Raw genomic sequence first — 21,503 nt, 5'->3', positions numbered from 1 at the left:
GGATGGTCGGTACGACGTTTTCCTTGCACGGGCCGAAACCTTCTGGCTTCTCAAGCGGTAACACCGTCGTCCGCCCGGCGGACGGAACGGACCCAGACCCCTTTCGAGGAGCCCCATGTCTCACCCCCTCACGCGCCGGATCGCCCAGGCCGCTCTGCTCGTGGCGGCCGGCGCGACCCCGCTGGTCGCGGCCGGCTCCGCGTCCGCCGCGGACGCCCTGCTGCCGAAGAGCGACCTGGCCGCCCCACTGGGCCAGCTGACCAACACCGACACGGGTTCCACCCTGCAGCACACCACCCACGAGCTGGGCCAGGCGGCCGGGACGACCGGCGCCGCGACCGTGGCCGCGGGGGTGCCCGCCACCGCCGACGCCACCGGCAACATCGTCGCCCAGCAGCTCCCCGAGGCGAACGAGAAGGCCAGCTCGCTGACCGCCCCGGTGGACCAGACCGCCGCCACCACCGGCCAGCTGTCGGGCGTCACCCCGAAGGTCGCCAAGACCCTGGCCGGGAAGCTCGGCGAGGCCGTCACCGGCCGCGCCGCCACCCCGCAGCGCAGCGCGCAGAGCGGGGCGAACCCGGTCGGCGGGCTCTCCCAGGCCGGTGCGGTCGCCAACGCCGTTCCGGGCGCGGGCGGGCTGACCCAGGCCGTCCCCAGCACCAACGCCGTCACCGACGCGCTGCCGCTCGGCGCGGTCGGCCGCGCCGTCCCCGGCGGCCTGGCCTCCGGCCTGCCCGGCGCCGACGTGCTCGGCCTGGCCGAGCACGGTTCGGCCAACCGCCTGGGCGGCGCCGACCTCGGCCCGAACAGCCCGCTGAACGGCCTCAGCGGCCTCACCGGCGCGCTCGGCCCGATCGGCGGCCTGCTGGGCGGCGTCAACGGCGGCGGCCTCGGCCTCTAGTCCGGCCGCGCTCCCCTGTCCGGGGTCGGCGGCACCCCGGGTACGACAACGGCGAAGGGGCCGGTGTTCCTCCTCGGAACACCGGCCCCTTCGGCCTTCCACCGCGGTCAGCGCGCCGCGTTCAGCCGCTCCACCGCCGCCGCGACCCGCTCATCGGTCGCGGTGAACGCCACCCGGACGAACCGGTCGCCGGCCGGACCGTAGAAGTCGCCGGGCGCCACCAGGATGCCCAGTCCGGCGAGTTCGGCGACGGTCTCCCAGCACGGCCGGTCCTGGGTCGCCCACAGGTAGAGGCTCGCCTCCGAGTGCTCGATCCGGAAGCCGTACGCCTCCAGCGCCGCGCGCAGCGCCGCCCGCCGGGCCGCGTAGCGCTCCCGCTGCTCGGCCACGTGCGCGTCGTCCCCGAGCGCGGCCGCCGTCGCGGCCTGCACCGGGGCCGGCACGATCATGCCGCCGTGCTTGCGCACCTCCAGCAGCTCCTTGACCACCACCGGGTCGCCCGCCACGAAGGAGGCGCGGTAGCCGGCCAGGTTGGAGCGCTTGGACAGCGAGTGCACCGCGAGCAGGCCCTCGTGGCCGTCCCCGCAGATGTCCGGGCGCAGCACCGAGACCGGCTCGGCCTCCCAGCCCAGTTCGAAGTAGCACTCGTCGCTGACCAGCAGCACCCGGTGCTCGCGCGCCCACGCCACCGTGCGGCGCAGCTCGTCGGCGCCGAGCACCCGCCCGGTCGGGTTGGACGGCGAGTTGACCCACAGCAGGCGCACCCGGGAGCCGTCCAGCTCGTCCACCGAGTCGTACTCGACCGGCTCGGCGCCGCACAGCCGGGCGCCCACCTCGTACGTCGGGTAGGCCAGCCGCGGGTAGGCGACCTGGTCGCCGGGGCCGAGGCCGAGCTGGGTCGGCAGCCAGGCCACCAGCTCCTTGGAGCCGACGGTCGGCAGGACGGCCCGCGGGCCGATCTCCGCGCCGAGCCGGCGCCGCAGCCAGCCGGCGACGGCCTCGCGCAGCTCCTCCGGGCCCCAGACGGTCGGATAGCCGGGAGTGTCCGTGGCGGCGGCGAGCGCCTTCTGGATCACCTCGGGGACCGGGTCCACCGGGGTGCCCACGGAGAAGTCGCAGATCCCGCCCGGATGGGCGAGCGCCGTGACCTTGTAGGGCTCCAGCTTGTCCCAGGGGAACACCGGCAGGAGGTCGGAAACGCGGCGCGCCGCCCCCGGGTGGCCCGGGAACGGCGCGAGCGTGCTGTTCTTGGTAGTCACAGCTGAATTGCCACCGATCCGGTCAGTGGTCGGCGTTCTGCGGCGGCAGAGCGGCGATGAACGGGTGGTCGCGCTCGATCAGGCCGAGCTTCGAGGCACCGCCGGGCGAACCGAGGTCGTCGAAGAACTCGACGTTCGCCTTGTAGTAGTCCTTCCACTCCTCCGGAGTGTCGTCCTCGTAGAAGATCGCCTCGACCGGGCAGACCGGCTCGCATGCGCCACAGTCGACACACTCATCCGGGTGGATGTAGAGCGATCGCTCGCCCTCGTAGATGCAGTCAACCGGGCACTCTTCGATGCAGGCCTTGTCCTTGACGTCGACACAAGGCTGCGCGATGACGTAGGTCACGCTGTCGTTCCTCCTCGGAAGGGCTCGGCGGCCCATTCTGTTTTCTCGCGTGCGCGGGTGAGCGCGGTGTCGTCGATGCCCGCCCCTAGTATCGCGGGTCGGAGACCGCAAATGCACAGGAGGTGCCCAGATGGCCGTCGAAGGGCCGGTTCAGGACCGTCCGGAGGTCCGGATGGATCGCTCCGACGTGGGCCGGAGGGTCTCCGTACGACGGCTCGCCGGCTTCGCCGACGACAACCGGCCAGTCTTCCGCGACGTGATCGGCGTACTCGTCTCCTGGGACGACGCGGGCCTGACGGTGGTGCCGCGGACCGGCGGACCGGTCTCCTTCGACGAGCGGCTGCTGGTCGCGGGGAAGACGGTGCCGCTCTTCCCCGCCCGGCGCGCGCCGCTGCCGCCGGCCGACCCGGTCGGACTCATGCGGACCGCCGCCCGCGGCTGGCCGGCCGTCGAGCAGGAACCGCTGGGCGAATGGACCCTGCGGGCCTCGGCCGGCTTCACCCGGCGGGCCAACTCCGCCCTGGCGCTCGGCGATCCCGGCCTGCCGCTCGACCGGGCGGTGGCGGCCGTCCGCGCCTGGTACGCGGCGCGCGGGCTGCCGGCCCTGTTCGAGGTCGGCGCTCCGGGCTCGCCGGAGGGCCTGCAGGAGGAGCTGGACCGCCTGGGCGCCACCTGCGCGCGGACCCTGGTCCGGGTCGCGCCGCTGGCCGGGCTCGCCCGCGGCGGCGCGCCCGCCGTCCTCGACCGGGTGCGGCTCTCCCGGACCGCCGACGCGGCCTGGCTGTCGCTGTACCGGCGGGCGGGCGGCGGCCCGCCGGTGGAGGAGGCCGCCCTGCGGGTGGTCGGCGGCGGGCCGTCGGTCTGGTTCGCCACTGTGCCGGGCACCGGTCCCGACCGGGCGCCGCTGGCCGTCGGACGCTGCGTCGTCGACGGGCCGTGGGCCGGTTTCGGCGCGGTCGAGGTCGCCGCGGGCGCCCGCCGGTCCGGACTGGCCACCGCGGTCATGGCGGTGCTCGCGGCCCGGGCCGCCGAGGAGGGCGCCGGCGGCGGGTACTTGCAGGTCGAGGCGGAGAACTCCGGGGCGATCGCGCTCTATGACGGCCTGGGCTTCACGACCAGTCACACTTACCAGTACGCACTCCTGCCGCAGGGGTAGGAGTCCCGGCCGCTCCCCCGCGCGTCCCTCCCCGTCCGCCCGTCCGTACGAAAGCCGCCGCCACCGCCGTGACCGAGCAGAGCAGAGCACGCTTCCGGACCGAGGCCAGGGCCGAGCACCCCGATCCGGTGCTGCTCTGCGTGCTCGCGGCCGCCGAACACACCCCCGCCCCCGACCCCTCGGACCCGGACGGCCTCGACGGCCCGCCCGCGCCCGACGCCCTGCTCGCCGCCTGCGAGGCGGCGCTGGAACGGCACGCGGCCGCCGTACGGCGCGCCGTCGCCGAACGCGCCCCGGCCGGACCGGAGGAGACCGCGGCGCTGCTGGCCGCCGTCCTCGGCGGGCGCGAGCGGTTCCACGGGCGGAAGTCCGACTACCGGCGGCTGGAGTCCTCGCTGCTGCCGGAGGTGCTGCGGCGGCGCCGCGGACTGCCGATCATGCTGTCGCTGGTCTGGTGGGCGGTCGCCCGCAGGGCCGGGCTCACCGTGCACGGGGTCGCCCTGCCCGGCCACTTCGTCGTCGCGGTCGGCGGGCCCGCCGGCGGCGAGGACTACGTGCTGGCCGACCCCTTCCACGGCGGCCGACTGCTCGACCTCGACGGGGTGGCCGAGCTGGTGCACGCCGCCGGACACGAGTTCACGCCCGAACTGCTCACCCCCGCGCAGCCGCTGGACGTCGTGCTGCGGGTGCTCGGCAACATCCGCGGCTGGGCCGCCGACCGGCCCGAGCACGCCCGCACCCAGCTCTGGGCCACCGAACTCGCCCTGCTGCTCCCCCGCCACCCCGCCCAACTCCGGCTCGAACGCGCCGAACTGCTGGTACGCACCGGCGACTTCCTGGGCGGGGCCGGGGAGATGGACGAGTACGCCGCGATCCTGGACGCCTTCGACCCCGATTCCGCCGCCAAGGTCCGCCAGGAGGCCCGCGCCGCCCGCCACCGGCTCAACTGAGCCGGGGCCCGGGGACGATCGGCAGGACCGGGTCTACAGCCAGCCCTTCTCGCGGGCGATCCGGACCGCCTCGGTGCGGTTGCGGGCCTCGGTCTTCTGGATCGCCATCGAGAGGTAGTTGCGCACCGTGCCCTCGGACAGGTGCAGCCGCCGGGCGATGTCCGCGTTCACCGCGCCGTCCGCGGCGGCCGCCAGCACGTCCCGCTCCCGGGCGGTCAGCGGGTTGGCCCCCTCGGCGAGCGCCGCCGCGGCCAGGACCGGGTCGATCACCCGCTCGCCGCGCAGCACCCGGCGGATGGCCTCGGCCAGCTCGGCGGCGGGCGCGTCCTTCACCAGGAAGGCGTCCGCGCCGGACTCCATCGCCCGCCGCAGGTAGCCGGGGCGGCCGAAGGTCGTCGCGATCACCACCTTGGTCTGCGGCCGCCGCTGCCGCAGCAGCGCAGCGGCCTCGATCCCGGTCATCCCCGGCATCTCGATGTCCAGCACCGCCACCTGCACGTCGTGCGCGACCGCGGCGTCCAGCACCTCGTCCCCCCGCCCGACCTGGGCGACGACGTCGATGTCCCCCTCCAGCCCGAGCAGCGCGGCGAGCGCCTCCCGGACCATCCCCTGGTCCTCCGCCAACAGCACCCGCACCGAGGGCCGGTCGCCCTGATTGTCACTCATGCCGCCCGACCCTACGGCGTCCCCGTCCCGACGGGGGACGGAGGTCAGCGGGGGTGCTCCAGGGCGCCGGCGGGGGCCGCCCCCCGGGCCGACGTGCCCGCCTCGGTGAACGCGGCGCAGAGCAGCAGGGAGAGGAAGAGCACGGTGAGGACCGCCAGCACGGACTTCGGCATGTCTGCCATGCTGCCCGCCCGCGCCGCCCGGCGCCCGCGCGGCGGGGCGCCGGGGTTACGGGGGGCGGCGGCGTCACGGCGACGCCGCCGCGCCGACCGGTCGGCTACGGGGCGGGGACGGAGGCCGTCCGCAGCGGCACCAGGGCCCGCAGGCGGAAGCCCCGGCCCCGCTCGCCCGGCCCGGTCTCCAGCCGGCCGCCGACCAGGGCGAGCCGCTCCTCCAGCCCGGAGAGGCCGTTGCCGGGCTGGGACTTGCCCGGGCCGCGCCCGTCGTCGGTGACCTCCAGGACGGCGTAGCGCTCGCCGTTCCCCTCCCAGGTCTCGTCGGACCGCACGGTGCAGACGGTGGCGCCCTCGCCGTGCCGGACGATGTTGGTGACCGCCTCGCGCAGCGCCCAGGCGAGCGCGCCGGCCTCCTCGGCGGCCAGCCCCGGCCAGGCGTCGAGCAGCTCCGGCGCGGTCTCCAGGGTGACCTGGGCGGCGGCCAGCGCGGTGCGGGCGGCGGCCAGCTCGACCGGCAGGGTGGGGCGGCGGAAGCCGGTGACCGCCTCCCGGACGTCGATCAGCGACTGCCGGGCGACGTTCTCGATGTCGGCGACCTGCGCCCGCGCCGCCTCGTCCTTGCCGGCGTCCATGAACCGGCCGGCCAGCTCGCTCTTCAGGGTGATCAGCGACAGCGAGTGCCCGAGCAGGTCGTGCAGGTCCCGGGCGAGCCGCAGCCGCTCCTCGGCGGCGGCCAGGTGCGCGACGGCGGCCCTGGCCTCGCGCAGCTCCTTCATGGTGCCGACCAGGCGCTGCAGGCCGCTCATCGCGGCGCCCGCGAGGAAGGCGCTGAGCGTGAAGGTCCACACGTTGTCCATGTCCGCGTGGGCCAGCAGGCCGACCCCGGCGGTGAGCACCGCCATGGCGAGCAGCGCGCGCAGGGCGTAGCGGGCCGGGCTGATGATCGCGACGCACACCGCGGCGTAGATGAACAGGGACAGGAAGGCGGTGCCGAGCACGAAGGTGGACGCCACGGCGAGCGCCACCATCGTGGCGACGATCGCCCGGCAGGTCCGCGGCCGCATCCCGGGCATCGAGCGGAAGACCACCAGCAGGACGTAGCCGGCGACGAAGGCCGCCAGGCAGATCCAGCCGAGTACCCGGGCACCCGCGCTGTGACCGCCGTTCAGCAGGTCGCCCACCGGGTAGGCCAGGTAGATCATCCACAGCAGCATCCAGGCGACCTTCACCAGCAGCTGCCGCCCGCTCTCCACCGAGGCGCCCGGGATGTTCATGAACGACGAGCGCGCCGGCCCCGCCTCCGGCTGTTCGTCGGTGCGGTGGGTCCGGTACGGCTCGCTCATGTCGATCATCATGCCTGCCGGGTGTCGCGTCGGTACAGGGCCGCCGCGGCGGCGACGAACACCGCGAGGAAGGCCGCCAGCCCGGCGACGGCGACGGTGTCCAGGGAGTGCCCGGGCTGCGTGAAGGTGGCCAGCCGGTTGTACAGGTAGACCGGGTTGAAACGGGCGAAGGACTCCAGCGAGCCGCTCACCGGGAACCACGTCCCGCCGAACAGGGCCATCGCCATGTAGGCGATCATCACGATGCTCTGCACCGAGTCCGGCGCCGCCGCGTAGCCGAGCGCCACCCCGAGTGCCGCGAAGACGAAGCTGCCCAGCCACAGGGCGGCGACCAGGCCGACCCACTGCCCGGCCGTCAGCGAGACGCCCTGGCTCGCGCCGACCGCGAACACCACCAGGATCGCGGGCAGGGTGGTCACGGCGGCGGCGGCGATCTTGCCGACGGTGTACGCCCGGCCGGGCAGCGCGGTCAGCCGCAGCTGACGCACCCAGCCGCTCTTGCGCTCCAGCGAGATCCGCTGCGCGCTGCCGGTCAGCACCGCGCCGACCGCGCCGAAGGTGGCCATCGAGACCATGAAGTAGGTCTTCACCGGGAGGCCGCCGGCCAGCTTGTCCGCGCTGTAGGCGTGGATGAAGAAGAAGTACATCAGCGCCGGGTAGGCGATCGTGAAGAGCACGTAGCGGCGGTTGCGGAAGGTCCGCAGGATCTCCAGCCGGATCAGGGTGGTCATCGCGCACGCTCCAGCACGTTCTCGGCGTTCTCGGTGGACTCGGTGGATTCGGTGGACTCGGCGGCGTCCTGCTCGCCGGTGATGGTCAGGAAGGCCTGCTCCAGGCCCAGTCCGGTGACCTCCAGACCGCGCGGGTACAGGCCCGCCCGGTAGACCGCCGCGACGGCGGCGTCCGCGTCCGCGGTGCGGATCCGCACCGTCCGCACGCCCGGGACGCGGGCCGCGACCTCCAGGCCCTGCACACCGGGCAGCCGGCGCAGCGGTGCCTCGTCGAACGGGCCGTCCGCCTCGTGCAGCTCGAAGGTGATCCGGCGGGCACCCGCCCGGGCCTTGATCTCGGCCGAGCTGCCGTCGGCGATCAGCCGGCCCCGGTGCAGGACGAGGACGCGGTCGGCGATCGAGTCGGCCTCCTCCAGGTAGTGGGTGGCGAACAGCACCGTGCGGCCGGCGTCGGCCTGGGCCCGCATGCTCGCCCAGAAGGACTGCCGGACCGAGACGTCCATACCGGTGGTGGGCTCGTCCAGCACGATCAGGTCGTTGGCCCCGGCGATGGCGAGGGCGAAGCGGACCCGCTGCTCCTGGCCGCCGGAGAGCTTGTCGACGCGGCGTTCGGCGAGCTCGGTGACACCCGCGTCCTCGAGCACCTCGGCGACGGACCGGCCGCGCGGGTGGACCTCGCAGGCGAGCCGCACCAGTTCGCGGACCTTGACGTCGGTCATCAGGCCGCCGCTCTGCAGCATGGCGCCGACCCGGCCGGCCTCGATCGCGGCACGCGGGCGGCCGCCGAACAGTGTGACGCTGCCCCGGTCGGGCTCGCGCAGGCCGAGCAGCAGATCGAGGCTGCTGGACTTGCCGGCCCCGTTCGGGCCGAGCAGGGCGACGGTCTCGCCCGGCCGCAGCACCAGGTCCAGGCCGTCCACGGCCCGTACCCGTCCGTAGCTCTTGCCGACGCCCCTGAAGGCGGCGACCTCTCCCGTGTCCATCGTCGCGGTCCTCTCCCCTGCCGGTGGTGTCCTTCGCACCACCTCAGAGTCCCGCGCGGCCGGGGTCCGGCGGCAGTAACCGCCGTCGTGCGTTCGGCATGACGGATGTCATGCCGAACGCACGCACCGGGCGGCGTCCCGGGAGGGCCTGTCGGTGGCCGGGACTACGGTGTGGCCACATCGAGGCCGGACAGATCGACCCCGTGCGGGTACACGCGGCCGAGGGGGAGCGGGATGGGTATGCCCCGGCACCGCTCGTCCGCGGGCCCGGGTTCCCTGCTCCGGCTCCGCTCCCCCTCCCTCCCGCCGGCCCGCTCCTCCGGCGGGCAGCCGCTGTCAGCCGCCGAGCGACTTCTTCACGAAGTCGACCTGGAGCAGCAGCAGGTTCTCCGCGACCTCCTCCTGCGGCGTCATGTGGGTGACGCCGGAGAGCGGCAGCACGGTGTGCGGGCGCCCGGCGGCGAGCAGCGCCGAGGAGAGCCGCAGGGTGTGCGCGGCCACCACGTTGTCGTCGGCGAGACCGTGGATGATCATCAGCGGCCGCTCCAGACCGGCCGCGTAGCCGGTCAGCGAGTTGGCCTCGTACACCTCGGGCCGCTCGTCCGGGTGGCCCAGGTAGCGCTCGGTGTAGTGGGTGTCGTAGAGCCGCCAGTCGGTGACGGGCGCGCCCGCGACCGCCGCGTGGAAGACGTCCGGGCGGCGCAGCACGGCGAGCGCGGCCAGGTAGCCGCCGTACGACCAGCCGCGGATCGCGACCCGGTCGAGGTCCAGCGGGAACTCCTCGGCGAGCGCCCGCAGCGCGTCCACCTGGTCGTCCAGGGTGGCCCCGGCGAAGTCGAAGGCGATCGACTTCTCCCAGGCCGGGCCGCGTCCGGGGGTGCCCCGGCCGTCGGCGACGACGACCGCGAAGCCCTGGTCGGCGAACCACTGGGAGTTCAGGTGCGGGTTGTGCGCCTGGACGACGCGCTGGCCGTGCGGGCCGCCGTACGGGTCCATCAGGACGGGCAGCAGGCCGTCCCGCTCCCGGTCGTAGCCGGTGGGCAGGAAGACCGCGGCCGGGATCCGGCGCTCGCCCGCGAAGCGGAACACCGGCCGGGCCGTGATCACCGGGGTCTCGGCGTAGGAGGCGACGGTGGCGATGTCGTCCACCGCGACGCCCTCGGGCAGGTCCCGGGAGACCCGCACCAGGGTGCCGGGCAGGTCCGGCTCGGCGGTGGCCCGCACGGTGATGCCGGCCGCGTGCACGGCGGTGGTGACGGAGGTGAACGGGCGGCCGTTGGCGGCCTCCCAGGAGAGCCGCTTGCCGTCGTGGCCGATCCGGCCGACGGCGACCCAGCCGGGCTCGGGGTCGGTCTCGGCGGCGCCGCCGGAGGCGGTGAACAGGACCTCCTCGGCGGTGACCGCGAGCACCGAGCGCAGGTGCAGGTCGGGGCCGGTGACGGTCTGCTCGCCGATCACCAGGGCGCGGGCGCCGGACTCGTCGGAGATCCGGACCAGCTTGCCGTCCGGGGTCCAGGCCGGGACGCCCGTGAACAGCTCCAGCCAGGCGTCGTCCCGCTCCTCGTGCAGCAGTTCGGTGGCGCCGGTGGCGGTGTCGAGGCCGAGGATCCGCTGCGCCCGCTGGTCGCGGGACTGGACCAGCAGCAGCGGCACACCGCCCTGGGACCAGTGCACCCGGGCCAGGTAGGGGAAGGACTCGCGGTCCCAGACCACCTCGGTGCGGCTGCCGTCCAGGCCGAACAGCCAGAGGCCGACCTCGGCGTCCGGGGTGCCGGCGGCCGGGTAGGCGACCTCGGCGGGCTCGCGGTCCGGGTTGGCCGGGTCGGCGATCCACCAGCGGTGCACCGGGGTGTCGTCGGCCCGCTCGACCAGCAGCCGGTCGCTGTCGGGGGACCACCAGTGGCCCCGGTCGCGGTCCATCTCCTCCTGGGCGATGAACTCGGCCTGGCCCCAGGTCACGTTCGGGCCCTCGGGCGAGACGAGGGCCCGGTCGCCGCTGCCGTCGGTACGGGTGAGCCGCAGCTCGCCGGCGGTGTTGGCGTAGGCGACGTGGACGCCGTCCGGGGAGAGCCGCGGGTCGACCAGCGGGCCCTCGGCGGGCAGCTCGGTGGCGGTGCCGGCGACCAGGTCGGCGACGAACAGCCGGCCGGAGAGGGCGAAGGCCGCGAGCCGGCCCGCGCCGTCCAGGGCGTAGCCGACGATGCCGGCCGAACCCTCGCGGCTGCGCTCGCGGCGGGCCTTCTCCGCCGGGGAGAGGTCCTCCTCGCCACCGCCGAGCAGGACGGCCGGGTCGGCGGCGATCCGCTCCTCGCCGGTGGCGGTGTCGAGGGTCCAGAGCAGGTTGGCGCGGTCGCCCCCGGAGGGCGAGCGCAGGAAGACGACCCGGGATCCGTCGGGTGCGACGGAGAACGACCGGGGAGCGCCGACGGTGTAGCGCAGGGTGCGCGCGTACTGCCTCGGGAAGGTGTCCGCTGGGGTGTGGGTGGTCATGGCACCAGACCCTATGACGCCGCCGCGCCGGTGGTGATCACTCGTTCGGAGCATCGTGCGCAAGTACGCCCGGAAGGGGGTCGCACCCCCTCCGACCGGCCCATGCGCCCCATGAGTGCGACTGTGCCCCGGGGTGTGCGGCCTCACTCAACGTAATGTCTGCCTCACTCATCGGGTATGACTGGTCCACGAGTGATCGTCGGGCCCCGTCCCGGGCCGCCGGTCGCCCGACCGCAAGTCCCGCACGGTACGACCGCCGCCCCTCCCCGGGAGGAGCGGCGCACCCGGAAGGGGTGTGAGCCGCCATGGCCCTGTCCATCTCCGCCGCCATGCTGATGCTGGTCATCGTGGTGGTGCTGATCCGCCGCTCCGGCCTGAAGCTCGCGCACGCGATCGTCTGCGCGCTGCTCGGCTTCTACCTGGCGTCCAGCTCCATCGCCCCCTCGATCAGCCAGGTCACCAGCAACCTCGCCGGAATGATCAACGGCCTCAAGCTCTGACCCCCACCGTGCGGTGGCTAGGCTTCCTCCTATGACCGCGACTACCGGACGCCGCCTGCTCCTGGTGCACGCGCACCCCGACGACGAGTCGATCAACAACGGCGCCACGATGGCCCGGTACGCCGCCGAGGGCGCCCACGTCACCCTGGTGACCTGCACCCTCGGCGAGGGCGGCGAGGTGATCCCGCCCGAGCTGGCCCACCTGACGGCCGATCGGGAGGACGCCCTCGGCGCCCACCGGATCGGCGAGCTGACGCGGGCGATGGCCGAGCTCGGGGTCACCGACTTCCGCTTCCTCGGCGGCCCGGGGCGCTACCGCGACTCCGGGATGATGGGCGTGCCCGACAACGACGTGCCCGGCTGCTTCTGGCGGGCCGACGTGGACGAGGCCGCCGACCGGCTGGCCGCGGTGGTCCGGGAGGTGCGCCCGCAGGTGCTGGTCACCTATGACGAGGACGGCGGCTACGGGCACCCCGACCACATCCAGGCGCACCGGGTCGCGATGCGCGCGTACGAGCTGGCCGCCGACCCGGCCCACCGGCCCGACCTCGGCCCGGCCTGGCGGATCGCCAAGGTCTACTGGAACCGGGTGCCCCGGTCGGTCATCGAGCGGGGTCTCGCCGAGACCGCCGAGAAGGCGCCGTTCCCGGGCGTGGCACAGGCCGCCGACGTCCCCGGGGTGGTGGCCGACGAACTGGTCACCACCGTGCTGGACGGCACCGCGTACACCGGCCGCAAGGCCGCCGCGATGGCCGCGCACGCCACCCAGATCACCGTGGACGGCGCGTTCTTCGCGCTCTCCAACGACCTCGGCCAGCCGCTGCTCGCCACCGAGTACTACCAGCTGGCACGCGGCCGGGCCGGGTCGCGGCTGCCGGAGGACGACCTCTTCGCCGGCACCGAGGACCCCGCCGGCGCCGAGGCCCCCACCGCCACCTCCGAGGAGCCCGTCCGATGACCGCGACCGACGCCCGGCCCGCGCGCCGTTCGATCCCGGCGGCGCTGCTGGGCAGCCGGGAGGAGCGGCTGAAGGAGTCCCAGCCCCCGCGCACGGCACGGATCGCGGCTTATGTCCTGTTCTTCCTGCTGGGCACCGCGGTGTCGATCTGCGGAGCATTTGTGCAGGCCTTGTGGCCGCCCGTGGGAGTCCTGCTGGCGCTCGCCGCCACCGCCGCGACCTTCTACGGCGGCCTGCGGGTGACCGGCACCCGGCTCGGCGCGGGGATCCCGGCGGCCGGCTGGTTCCTGGCCCTGCTGCTGGTGATGGTGCCCCGCCCGGAGGGGGACAACGTGCTCTGGACCAATGCCACGTCGCTCTGCTGGCTGTTCGTCGGCTCGATCCTGGGCGTGATCTGTGCCACCCTGCCGACCCGGACCAGCTGGTTCCCCGGCGTTCCGGGGCCGCCGCGCCGCCCCTGAGGGGGACCCGCGTACGGTGGCCGGTACGACGGGCAGTCAAGACCGTCCGGTCGTACTCTCATACCGGAGGAACCGGACGTATCGGGATCTGTCCGAACCGGTTCACCGGCCGGTTCTTCCCAGTATGGTGGTGCCGCAGAACGCCGTACCCGACGCCGCCCGCCTGGTCCGGCGCCGACAACCGCGGTCGCGCCGCACGGCCCGGCCCGCGAACCCGGAGCAGAGCAGCATTGAGCAGCCGCGAATCTGACAACGCCCACCCGACGCCTCGGCGCACGGGACCGGACGCCTACCCGTCGGGCACCCCGCCCTACGGCACACCGGGTTTCCCCGGCGGCGACCGCGCGGGTGCCGGCGCCGCCGCCAAGGGCTCGGCTCCGGAGGGCGAGGACGACAGCCCGAAGACCGAGACCACCCTCACCACCCGCGTCCGGATCAACATCCCCGGCTCGCGTCCGATCCCGCCGGTGGTGGTGCGCAGCACGGTCAAGAACGAGGACGGCCCCGGCGAGGAGGCCCCCGCGCCCGCCGCCGAGCCGGCCGGGCCCCGCCACCGGTCCGCCGCGCCCGCCTCCCCGGTGCTCGGCGTGATGGACGGCGGCGGCCGCTCCACCCCGCCGGACCTGCCGCCGGAGTGGCAGATCCCGCCGGCCACCTCCGAGGCCGAGTCCACCGGCGCCTGGTTCCGCCCCCGGCAGAAGAAGGCCGCTCCCGGCGAGGGCTCCGCCCCGGCCGCGGTGCCGGCCGGCGCTCCCGCTCCCGCCGCCGCGACGGCGGCCGCGGCACCCGCCGCTGCCCAGCGCGGCACCGCCCGGCCGAACGGCGCCCGCCCCGAGGGCGGCCGCCCGCAGACCGAGCGCCCCGCCGCGGCCCGTGCCAACGGCCGCCCGGTGCCCGCCCAGGCCCAGGCGCAGGCCCCCGGTCCGCGTCCGACCGGCGCGCCCGCCAGTCCGTACGGCGCCGGCGGCGAGCTGCCCGCCGACGAGGCCGGCGTCTACGCGGACGCCCCGGTCGACCCGTTCGGCACCGGCGGCCCCGCCGACCCGTTCGCGCCCGGCGCCCCGGCCGATCCCTTCGGCACCGGCGGCCCGGCCGACCAGTTCCACAACCCCGGCGCCGCCCCGTTCAACCCCGGTGCGGACCCGTTCGCCCCGGGCCCCGGCCTGCCCGGCGGCGCCCCCCAGGGCCGGGGCCGCCAGGCCCCCGCCGGGCCCGGCACCGCGGACCCCGAGGACACCTCGGTCGACGGCTTCGCGCCGATCCGCGAGAACACCCCGGCCGGCCCCATACCCGGGGCCCCCGCCGGACCGGCCGCCCCGGGCGGCGGCCCGCAGCCCGGCCTGTTCGCCTCCGCCCCGGCCGGCGCCGACCCGTTCGCCGCCCAGCGCCCGCCGGCGGCCGGCCCGCACGGCGCCCCGGCGCCCGGCAGCCTCTTCCCCGGCGTCCCCGACGCCATGGGGGCACCCGCCGGCCCGCACCCCGGCGCCTCCCAGGCCCACTCGCAGCCCGGCGGCGCGGACTCCGCACCGCCCGCCGCACCGGCGGCGGACGGCCCGTCCGCCCCGAAGCCCGCGCCGGCCGCCAAGCCCGCCGCGGCCGCCAAGCCCCGGCCGAGCGCCGCCAAGAAGCTGGTCAAGCTGACCACCTACGCGGTCGTCGGCGTGGCCTTCCTCGGCGCCGCCGCCTACGGCACCGGGCTGATGCTGAACCAGTCCGACATCCCCAAGGGCACCGTGGTGCTCGGCACCGACATCGGCGGCAGCAACCGCGACCAGGCCATCCACCAGCTCGACGAGAGCGTCGGCAAGGCCGGCCAGCAGCCGGTCAAGCTGAAGGTCGGCGAGCAGACCGTGGACCTCGACCCGACCGCCGCCGGACTGGCCTTCGACACCACGGCCACCGTGGACCGGCTCACCCAGCACTCCTACAACCCGGTGGACGTCCTCAAGTCGCTCAAGGGCAACGAGAAGGCCGTCCCGCCGGAGGTCAAGGTCGACCGGGCGAAGCTCAAGTCCGCGTTGGAGGCGCTGGCCGGCGGCTCCGGCCAGGGGCTCCAGGAGGGCTACGTCAAGTTCGCCGAGAACGGCGACGCCGTCGTCGTCCCGGGCAAGGCCGGCCAGGCCGTGGACTCCGCCGCCGCCGTCGACCTGGTCGACACGGCCTACCGCGACCGCGCCGCGGGCAAGTCGGAGCAGCCCGTCGCCCTGGCCGTCACGGCCGCCCAGCCGAAGACCTCCCCGCAGGCCCTCCAGGGCGCGGCGGACACCCTCGGCAAGTCGGTGACGAACGGCCAGATCCACATCATGGCCGGCACCAAGAGGTTCGACTTCGGCCCGAAGACCGCGGCCGCGGCGCTCACCCTCGTCCCGGACGCCAACGGCAAGCTCGTGCCGAAGTGGGACCTCGACGCGCTGAACCGCCAGCTCGCCGGCGCCTTCGACAAGGTGAAGACGAAGAAGAACGGCCAGCTCGTCCCGATCACCCCGCAGGACGTCGCGGACCAGGTGACCGCGCTGTTCGACAAGAGCGGCGACAGGGACCGGACCTTCAAGTTCCCGGTCTGATCGAACCGTTATCGGGGGGCGGGTCCGGATCCGGGCCCGCCCCTCGACAACTCCGCTCCCCGGTCAGCAAGATGTGACGTCCTCGTCCGCCGCATCCGTCCCGGGAGAACCACCATGGGCCGCCCCCTGTACCACCGCACGGCCCTGCTCGCCGGTCTCACCGCCGTCTCGCTGTCGCTGACGCTCTGTTCCTGCGGCCCCGGCAACGGCCCCGGTTCCGACGCCCGGGCCCTCCCGAGCTCGGTCGAGACGCCCAAGCTCACCGCCGTCGACATCAATCCGCACGAGCGCGCCGAGCTGCGCCAGGGCGGCACCCTGCGGGTCGCGGTGGCCCAGTACTCCACCCAGTGGTCGCCGGTCCAGACCGACGGCGGCGAGTCCTCCACCATCGCCGTCACCAAGCCGCTGCTGCCGACCTTCTTCCGCTCCGACGCGGCCGGCACCCAGACCCCCAACCCGGCCTACCTCCAGGACGCCCGCAGCGAGCAGCGGGACGGTCGGCAGGTGGTGGTCTGGACGCTCAACCCGAAGGCCCGCTGGTCCGACGGCGCCCCGATCACCTGGCGCGACATCGAGGCCAACTGGCGGGCGCTGAACGGCAAGGACCCGGCCTACCGGTCGGCCAGCAGCACCGGCTTCGAGCTGGTCTCGGCGGTCGAGCGCGGCAAGGACGACTTCCAGGCCGTGATGACCTTCGAGCGGCCGTTCTCCGAGTGGCAGTCGATGTTCAACGGGGCCGCCAACGCCCCGCTGCTGCCCGCGAGCCGGATCTCCACCCCCGAGCTCTTCAACACCTCCTACCTGGACGCCATCCCGGTCACCGCGGGCCCGTTCAAGGTGGAGCGGATGGACCGGGCGGCGCAGACCGTCACCCTGGTCGCCGACCCGGCCTGGTGGGGCGACAAGCCGCTGCTGGACCGGATCGTCTTCCGCGCGATGCTGCCCAACACGATGGCCGCCGCCTTCAACAAGGGCGAGATCGACCTGTTCAACAACGGCCCGGACGTGGCCGGCTACCAGCTGATCCGCAGCACCCCCGGTGCCGCCGTCCGCCGGGCCGGCGGGCCCGACTTCCGCCAGTTCACCCTGAACGGGCGCAGCCCCGCGCTCACCGACCCGTCCGTCCGCCAGGCCCTGTTCCAGGCGATCAACCGGGACGTCATCGCCCGCTCCGACCTGGCCGGGCTCGACTGGCCCACCGTCACCCTCAACAACCACCTGCTGGTGGCCAACCAGAACGCCTACCGGGACAACTCCCTCGGCCTCAGCCGCTACGACCCGGCCGAGGCGGTCCGCAAGCTGGACGCGGCCGGCTGGAAGCTCGACGGCGACGTCCGCCGCAAGGACGGCAAGGAGCTCAATCTGCGGCTGGTCATCCCGGCCGGGGTCACCCAGGCCCAGAACGAGGCCGCCGTCGCCACCGGCATGCTCAAGGACGTCGGGGTGAAGGTCACCACGGTCACCGCCAACCCCAACGAGTACTTCGACAAGTACGTCAACCGGCGGGACTTCGACATCGCCGCCTACTCGCTGCTCGGCACGCCGTTCCCGGCCAGCGGCAACCGGGCCAACTTCGTCCAGAACGGGGGCACCAACCACTCCCAGTCCGGCAGTCCCGCCGTCGACGCCGCACTCGACCGGGCCTCCGCCGCGGGCGACGCGGCCGGCGCCTTCGAGGCCATCAACCAGGCCGACGCCGAGCTGTGGAAGGTGGCCGGGGTGCTGCCGCTCTACCAGCGCCCGCAGCTGTACGGGAGCCGCGCCGACCTCGCCAACATCGGCGCCCAGGGCCTGTCCGACATCGTCTGGGAGAACGTCGGCTTCCAGAAGTGACCCAGGGGCCGTCCGGCAATTCCTGGGCCCGGCAGCCGGAAGGGCCCCGGAGTCGCGACGGACTCCGGGGCCCCGGGTGCGGTGCCGGACGCGGTCAGCCCGAACCGATCACGTCCCGAACCTCCGCGAAGTGGCAGGCCGACTCGTGCGCGGCCGGCCCGCGCAGCGTCGACGGCACGGCCAGCAGCGGGACCTCGGTCGAGCAGCGCTCCTCCGCCTTCCAGCAGCGGGTGCGGAAGCGGCAGCCGGACGGCGGGTTGGCCGGGGAGGGGATGTCACCGCTGAGCAGGATCCGCTCGCGGTGCTCGCGCCCGGTCGGGTCGGGCACCGGCACCGCGGACAGCAGCGCCTGGGTGTAGGGATGGGTCGGGTGGGAGTAGATCTGCTCCTCCGTGCCGATCTCGACCATCTTGCCGAGGTACATCACCCCGACCCGGTCGGAGATGTGCCGGACGATCGAGAGGTCGTGCGCGATGAACATGTACGACAGCCGGAACTCGTTCTGCAGCTGCTCCAGCAGGTTGATCACCTGGGCCTGGACCGAGACGTCCAGCGCCGAGACCGGCTCGTCGCAGATGATCAGCTCCGGCTTGAGCGCCAGGCCGCGGGCGATGCCGATGCGCTGGCGCTGACCGCCGGAGAACTGGTGCGGGTACCGGTTGATGTACTCCGGGTTCAGACCCACCACGTCCAGCAGGTCCTGGACCGCCCGGCGGCGGTCGCCCTTGGGCGCCACCTCCGGGTGGATCTCGAACGGCTCCCCGATGATGTCGCCGACCGTCATCCGCGGGTTCAGCGAGGTGTACGGGTCCTGGAACACCATCTGGATGTTCCGGCGCACCGCCTTCAGCCCGGCGCCGGAGAGCCGGGTGATGTCCTCGCCCTTGAACAGCACCTGGCCCGAGGTCGCCTTCTCCAGGTTCATCAGGACCTTGGCCAGCGTGGACTTGCCGCAGCCGGACTCGCCGACGATGCCCAGCGTCTCGCCCTTGGTCAGCGAGAAGGAGACGCCGTCCACCGCCCGCACCGCGCCGACCTGCTTCTTGAGGACGATGCCCTGGGTCAGCGGGTAGTGCTTGACCAGGTCCTTGACCTCCAGGATGGGCTCAGCCATGGAGGGTCTCCTTCCAGAAGTGGCAGGCGCTGCGGCGGCCCGGCAGATCGGCCCCCTCGGCGTCCAGCACCGGGACCAGGCGCGGGAGTTCGGTGTGGCAGACGTCCTGGACCCGGTCGCAGCGCGGGTTGAACGCGCACCCCGACGGGATCCGCAGCAGGCTCGGCGGCAGGCCCTGGATCGCGTAGAGGTTCTGGCCCTTCTGGTCCAGCCGGGGGATCGAGTTGAGCAGGCCCTTGGTGTACGGGTGCGCCGGGCGGGCGTACAGCTCGTGCACCGGGGCGGTCTCGACGATCCGGCCGGCGTACATCACCGCGATCTTGTCCGCGACGTCGGCGACCACGCCGAGGTCGTGGGTGATCAGGATCAGACCCATGTTGAACTCGGCCTGGAGCTCGGCCAGCAGGTCCATCACCTGGGCCTGGACGGTGACGTCCAGAGCGGTGGTGGGCTCGTCCGCGATGATCAGGTCCGGCTCCAGAGCCAGCGCCATCGCGATCATGATGCGCTGGCGCATACCGCCCGAGAACTGGTGCGGATAGTCGCCGACGCGCTGCCTGGCGGCGGGGATGCGCACCCGCTCCATCAGCTCGACGGCCTTCTCCTTGGCCTCCTTGCGACCGGCGCCCTGGTGCACCCGGAACATCTCGCCGAGCTGGTAGCCGACGCTGAGCACCGGGTTGAGCGAGGACAGCGCGTCCTGGAAGATCATCGCGATCTTCCGCCCCCGCACCGCCCGCCGCGCCTTGGGGCTCATGGTGAGCAGGTCCTCGCCCCGGAACCGGATCGAGCCCTTGGTGATCTTTCCCGGCGGCATGTCGAGGATGCCCATGATCGCCTGCGCGGTCACCGACTTGCCCGAACCGGACTCGCCGAGCACCGCCAGTGTCTCCCCCGCCGCCACCGAGTAGCTCACCCCGTTGACGGCCTTGGCCACGCCGTCCCGGGTGTGGAACTTGATGTGCAGGTCGTCGACCTCCAGCAGGGGCGTGCCGGGCACCAGGCTCTCCCGGCCCCCGCCGATCACCTGCACCGCGTCCGGGCCCGGCCCGGCGCCGTCCCTCGCCGGTTTCGTCATGTCAGTCATGGTCCGCGGCCCTCCTCAGCGCAGCTTCGGGTCGAGGGCGTCGCGCACCGCGTCGCCGAGCATGATGAAGGCCAGGACGGTGACGCTCAGCACCGCGGCCGGGAACAGCAGCACGTGCGGGGCGTTCAGGAAGCGGGCCTGGGCGTCACTGATCATCAGGCCCCAGGAGATCGCCGGGGACTGGATGCCGATGCCCAGGTAGGACAGCGCGGCCTCGGCGCCGATGTACACGCCCAGGTTGATCGTGGAGACCACGATCACCGGGGCGACGGCGTTCGGCAGGATGTGCCGGCCGACGATCCGGCCGGTGCCCGCCCCGAGCGCCCGGGCGGCCACCACGTAGTCGTTGTGCTTGTTGGCCAGTACCGCCGAGCGCATCAGCCGGTAGATCTGCGGCCAGCCGAGCACGGCCATCACCGCGGAGACGGTCCAGGCGTTGCCCTCGCCCCAGGTGGACATGATCAGCATGCCGCCGAGCAGCAGCGGGATCGCGAAGAAGATCTCGGTGACCCGGGAGAGCACGCTGTCCCCGATCCCGCCGATCCAGCCGGCCCACAGGCCGAGGCTGCCGCCGACCAGGACCACCAGCGTGGTGGTCACCATGCCGACGATGATGGAGTTGCGGGCGCCCCAGATGGTGCGGGTGTAGATGTCGCAGCCCTGGACGTCGAAGCCGAACCAGTGCGAACCACTGGGCCGCTTCAGCGAGTCGGCCAGGTTGCAGAAGCCGCCGGCGCGCGGGTCCCCGTCGGTGAACAGCTGCGGGGCGATCGCGAGGACGACCATGAACAGCACCAGGAACCCGCCGATCAGGAACAGCGGGCTGCGCCGCAGGTCCGTCCAGGCGTCGGTCCAGAGGCTGGCGACCCGTTCGCCCCCGGCGTCCGGCGCGCCGGAGCCCTTGGCGGTCGCGGCGGCCGGACCGCCCGCGGCCGGACCGGAGCCGGACTGCCCCGGGATCGCCGCGCCCGTGTTCTCGCTCTTCGTCGGCTCACTCATAGCGGATCCTCGGGTCCAGGACGGCGTACAGCAGGTCGACCACCAGGTTGGCGAACAGGTAGACCATCACCAGGGCGCTCACGATGCCCACGACGATGGTGCGTTCCCGCAGGTAGACGGACTGGAAGAGCTGGTGTCCGACGCCGGGGATGTTGAAGATGCCCTCGGTGATGACCGCGCCGCCCATCAGGCCGCCGAGGTCCATGCCCAGGAAGGTGACGATCGGGATCAGCGCGTTGCGCAGACCGTGCCGGACCACCACCCGCAGCGGGCTGAGCCCCTTGGCCACCGCCGTCCGGACGTAGTCGGCCCGCATGACCTCGATCAGGCTGGTCCTGGTGAGCCGGGCGACGTACGCCAGTGACGTCGAGGCCAGGACGTAGCCGGGCAGCAGGTACGAACGGAAACCGGCCTCCTCGTTGAAGGAGACCGGGAAGAAGTCGATGCCGTAATCGGTGTTGAGCTTCACCCCGATGACCAGTTGGAGCACGAAGCCGATCACGAAGACCGGGATCGAGATGACCATGAGGGTCGAGATCAGCACCACGTTGTCGATGAACTTGCCGCGCCGCAGGGCGGCGACCACGCCGGCGGTGACACCCACCGCCATCTCGATGGCCAGGGCGACGAACGCCAGGTTGATGGTGTACGGGAAGGCCCGCTGCATCACGTCGACCACCTGGTTGCCCCGGTAGTCCTCGCCGAAGTCGCCCTTGAACAGGCCGGTCAGGTAGTCCCAGTACTGCACGAAGAACGGGTCGTCGAGGTGGTACCGGTCCCGCAGGACGGCCACGACGGCGGGGTCCTGCCTCTTCTCACCGGCCAGTGCCGCGATGGGGTCACCAGGAAGCAGGAAGACCAGTGCGTAGATCAGGAACGTCGCGCCGAGGATCACAGGTATGGCCTGGATGATCCGGCGGACCACATAGCGGCCCATGCGGTCTCCTCATGATCGGGGCACGCCGGTGCCGGGCGGCACGGGG

19 protein-coding genes and 1 pseudogene are annotated in these 21,503 nt (G+C 73.7%); 8 read left to right on the top strand and 12 right to left on the bottom strand.

Going from position 1 to position 21,503, the window contains the following annotated elements:
• Positions 1-115 precede the first annotated feature (115 nt).
• Positions 116-901 (top strand): hypothetical protein, encoded by a 786-nt coding sequence (locus tag IF01_RS51620; protein ID WP_051756614.1) that lies wholly within the window; start codon positions 116-118, stop codon positions 899-901.
• 107 nt (positions 902-1,008) lie between these two features.
• On the opposite strand, the gene dapC is transcribed toward IF01_RS51620, so the two are convergent.
• Together dapC and fdxA are read right to left on the bottom strand one after the other, a co-directional pair.
• The gene (gene dapC, locus IF01_RS0132265; RefSeq protein ID WP_051756612.1) at positions 1,009-2,160 is read right to left on the bottom strand and encodes a succinyldiaminopimelate transaminase; all 1,152 of its coding nucleotides are present in this window, start codon (positions 2,158-2,160) and stop codon (positions 1,009-1,011) included.
• A 22-nt stretch (positions 2,161-2,182) separates the two neighbouring features.
• Positions 2,183-2,509, bottom strand: a complete 327-nt coding sequence (fdxA, locus tag IF01_RS0132260; protein WP_030061559.1) for a ferredoxin — start codon at positions 2,507-2,509, stop codon at positions 2,183-2,185.
• Between the two features lie 172 nt (positions 2,510-2,681).
• Between fdxA and IF01_RS0132255 the strand changes: the two genes are divergently transcribed.
• Complete coding sequence (locus IF01_RS0132255; RefSeq protein ID WP_244215692.1) at positions 2,682-3,665, top strand: GNAT family N-acetyltransferase; 984 nt, start codon at positions 2,682-2,684, stop codon at positions 3,663-3,665.
• Between the two features lie 68 nt (positions 3,666-3,733).
• Positions 3,734-4,615 carry a transglutaminase family protein gene (locus tag IF01_RS0132250; RefSeq protein WP_030397141.1) on the top strand — a complete coding sequence of 294 codons (882 nt, stop codon included), beginning with the start codon at positions 3,734-3,736 and terminating at the stop codon, positions 4,613-4,615.
• Positions 4,616-4,648: 33 nt separating this feature from the next.
• Here IF01_RS0132250 and IF01_RS0132245 read toward each other — a convergent pair whose 3' ends face one another.
• From IF01_RS0132245 to IF01_RS0132220, 6 genes and pseudogenes are all read right to left on the bottom strand, one after another.
• Positions 4,649-5,281 (bottom strand): response regulator transcription factor, encoded by a 633-nt coding sequence (locus IF01_RS0132245; RefSeq protein WP_030397140.1) that lies wholly within the window; start codon positions 5,279-5,281, stop codon positions 4,649-4,651.
• Positions 5,282-5,325: 44 nt separating this feature from the next.
• Positions 5,326-5,454, bottom strand: a complete 129-nt coding sequence (locus tag IF01_RS51190; protein ID WP_255360226.1) for a hypothetical protein — start codon at positions 5,452-5,454, stop codon at positions 5,326-5,328.
• A 104-nt stretch (positions 5,455-5,558) separates the two neighbouring features.
• Complete coding sequence (locus IF01_RS0132235) at positions 5,559-6,800, bottom strand: histidine kinase (protein ID WP_030397139.1); 1,242 nt, start codon at positions 6,798-6,800, stop codon at positions 5,559-5,561.
• An 8-nt stretch (positions 6,801-6,808) separates the two neighbouring features.
• The gene (locus IF01_RS0132230; RefSeq protein WP_030397138.1) at positions 6,809-7,531 is read right to left on the bottom strand and encodes an ABC transporter permease; all 723 of its coding nucleotides are present in this window, start codon (positions 7,529-7,531) and stop codon (positions 6,809-6,811) included.
• Positions 7,528-8,454, bottom strand: a pseudogene (locus IF01_RS0132225) (ABC transporter ATP-binding protein); the annotation flags it as partial. The gene IF01_RS0132230 and the pseudogene IF01_RS0132225, both read right to left, overlap by 4 nt.
• A 396-nt stretch (positions 8,455-8,850) precedes the next feature.
• The gene (locus IF01_RS0132220; RefSeq protein ID WP_030397136.1) at positions 8,851-11,004 is read right to left on the bottom strand and encodes a S9 family peptidase; all 2,154 of its coding nucleotides are present in this window, start codon (positions 11,002-11,004) and stop codon (positions 8,851-8,853) included.
• Positions 11,005-11,309: 305 nt separating this feature from the next.
• Here IF01_RS0132220 and IF01_RS0132215 point away from each other — a divergent pair, with 305 nt between their 5' ends.
• The 5 genes from IF01_RS0132215 (at position 11,310) to IF01_RS0132195 (ending at position 17,320) form a co-directional block, all read left to right on the top strand.
• Entirely contained in the window at positions 11,310-11,504 is a 195-nt protein-coding gene (locus IF01_RS0132215; RefSeq protein ID WP_030307746.1) for a DUF2304 family protein, read from the top strand.
• A gap of 31 nt (positions 11,505-11,535) precedes the next feature.
• Complete coding sequence (mshB, locus tag IF01_RS0132210; protein WP_030397135.1) at positions 11,536-12,462, top strand: N-acetyl-1-D-myo-inositol-2-amino-2-deoxy-alpha-D-glucopyranoside deacetylase; 927 nt, start codon at positions 11,536-11,538, stop codon at positions 12,460-12,462.
• On the top strand, positions 12,459-12,923 hold the full coding sequence (locus IF01_RS0132205; RefSeq protein ID WP_244215691.1) for a DUF6113 family protein: 465 nt from the start codon (positions 12,459-12,461) through the stop codon (positions 12,921-12,923). The genes mshB and IF01_RS0132205 overlap by 4 nt, the downstream gene beginning before the upstream one ends.
• Before the next feature lie 230 nt (positions 12,924-13,153).
• Positions 13,154-15,487, top strand: coding sequence for a peptidoglycan binding domain-containing protein (locus IF01_RS0132200; protein ID WP_030397133.1), 2,334 nt, complete (start codon positions 13,154-13,156; stop codon positions 15,485-15,487).
• 114 nt (positions 15,488-15,601) lie between these two features.
• Positions 15,602-17,320, top strand: a complete 1,719-nt coding sequence (locus tag IF01_RS0132195) for an ABC transporter family substrate-binding protein (RefSeq protein ID WP_030397132.1) — start codon at positions 15,602-15,604, stop codon at positions 17,318-17,320.
• A 94-nt stretch (positions 17,321-17,414) separates the two neighbouring features.
• On the opposite strand, the gene IF01_RS0132190 is transcribed toward IF01_RS0132195, so the two are convergent.
• From IF01_RS0132190 to IF01_RS0132175, 4 genes are read right to left on the bottom strand one after another with little or no spacing between them, the layout of a single operon-like run.
• On the bottom strand, positions 17,415-18,434 hold the full coding sequence (locus IF01_RS0132190; RefSeq protein ID WP_030397131.1) for an ABC transporter ATP-binding protein: 1,020 nt from the start codon (positions 18,432-18,434) through the stop codon (positions 17,415-17,417).
• Positions 18,427-19,521, bottom strand: coding sequence for an ABC transporter ATP-binding protein (locus IF01_RS0132185; protein ID WP_167349785.1), 1,095 nt, complete (start codon positions 19,519-19,521; stop codon positions 18,427-18,429). Before IF01_RS0132185 ends, IF01_RS0132190 begins: the two co-directional genes overlap by 8 nt.
• Before the next feature lie 15 nt (positions 19,522-19,536).
• The gene (locus IF01_RS0132180) at positions 19,537-20,520 is read right to left on the bottom strand and encodes an ABC transporter permease (protein WP_078880495.1); all 984 of its coding nucleotides are present in this window, start codon (positions 20,518-20,520) and stop codon (positions 19,537-19,539) included.
• Positions 20,513-21,457: an ABC transporter permease gene (locus IF01_RS0132175; protein WP_030397128.1), complete on the bottom strand. Its 945-nt coding sequence runs from the start codon at positions 21,455-21,457 to the stop codon at positions 20,513-20,515. The genes IF01_RS0132180 and IF01_RS0132175 overlap by 8 nt, the downstream gene beginning before the upstream one ends.
• Between the last annotated feature and the right edge of the window lie 46 nt (positions 21,458-21,503).

Source organism: Kitasatospora purpeofusca (assembly GCF_000718025.1).
GTDB classification, from domain to species: Bacteria; Actinomycetota; Actinomycetes; order Streptomycetales; family Streptomycetaceae; genus Kitasatospora; species Kitasatospora purpeofusca.
The sequence above is the reverse complement of the archived record's forward strand: the minus strand, read 5'-3'. Positions and strand labels throughout refer to the sequence as shown.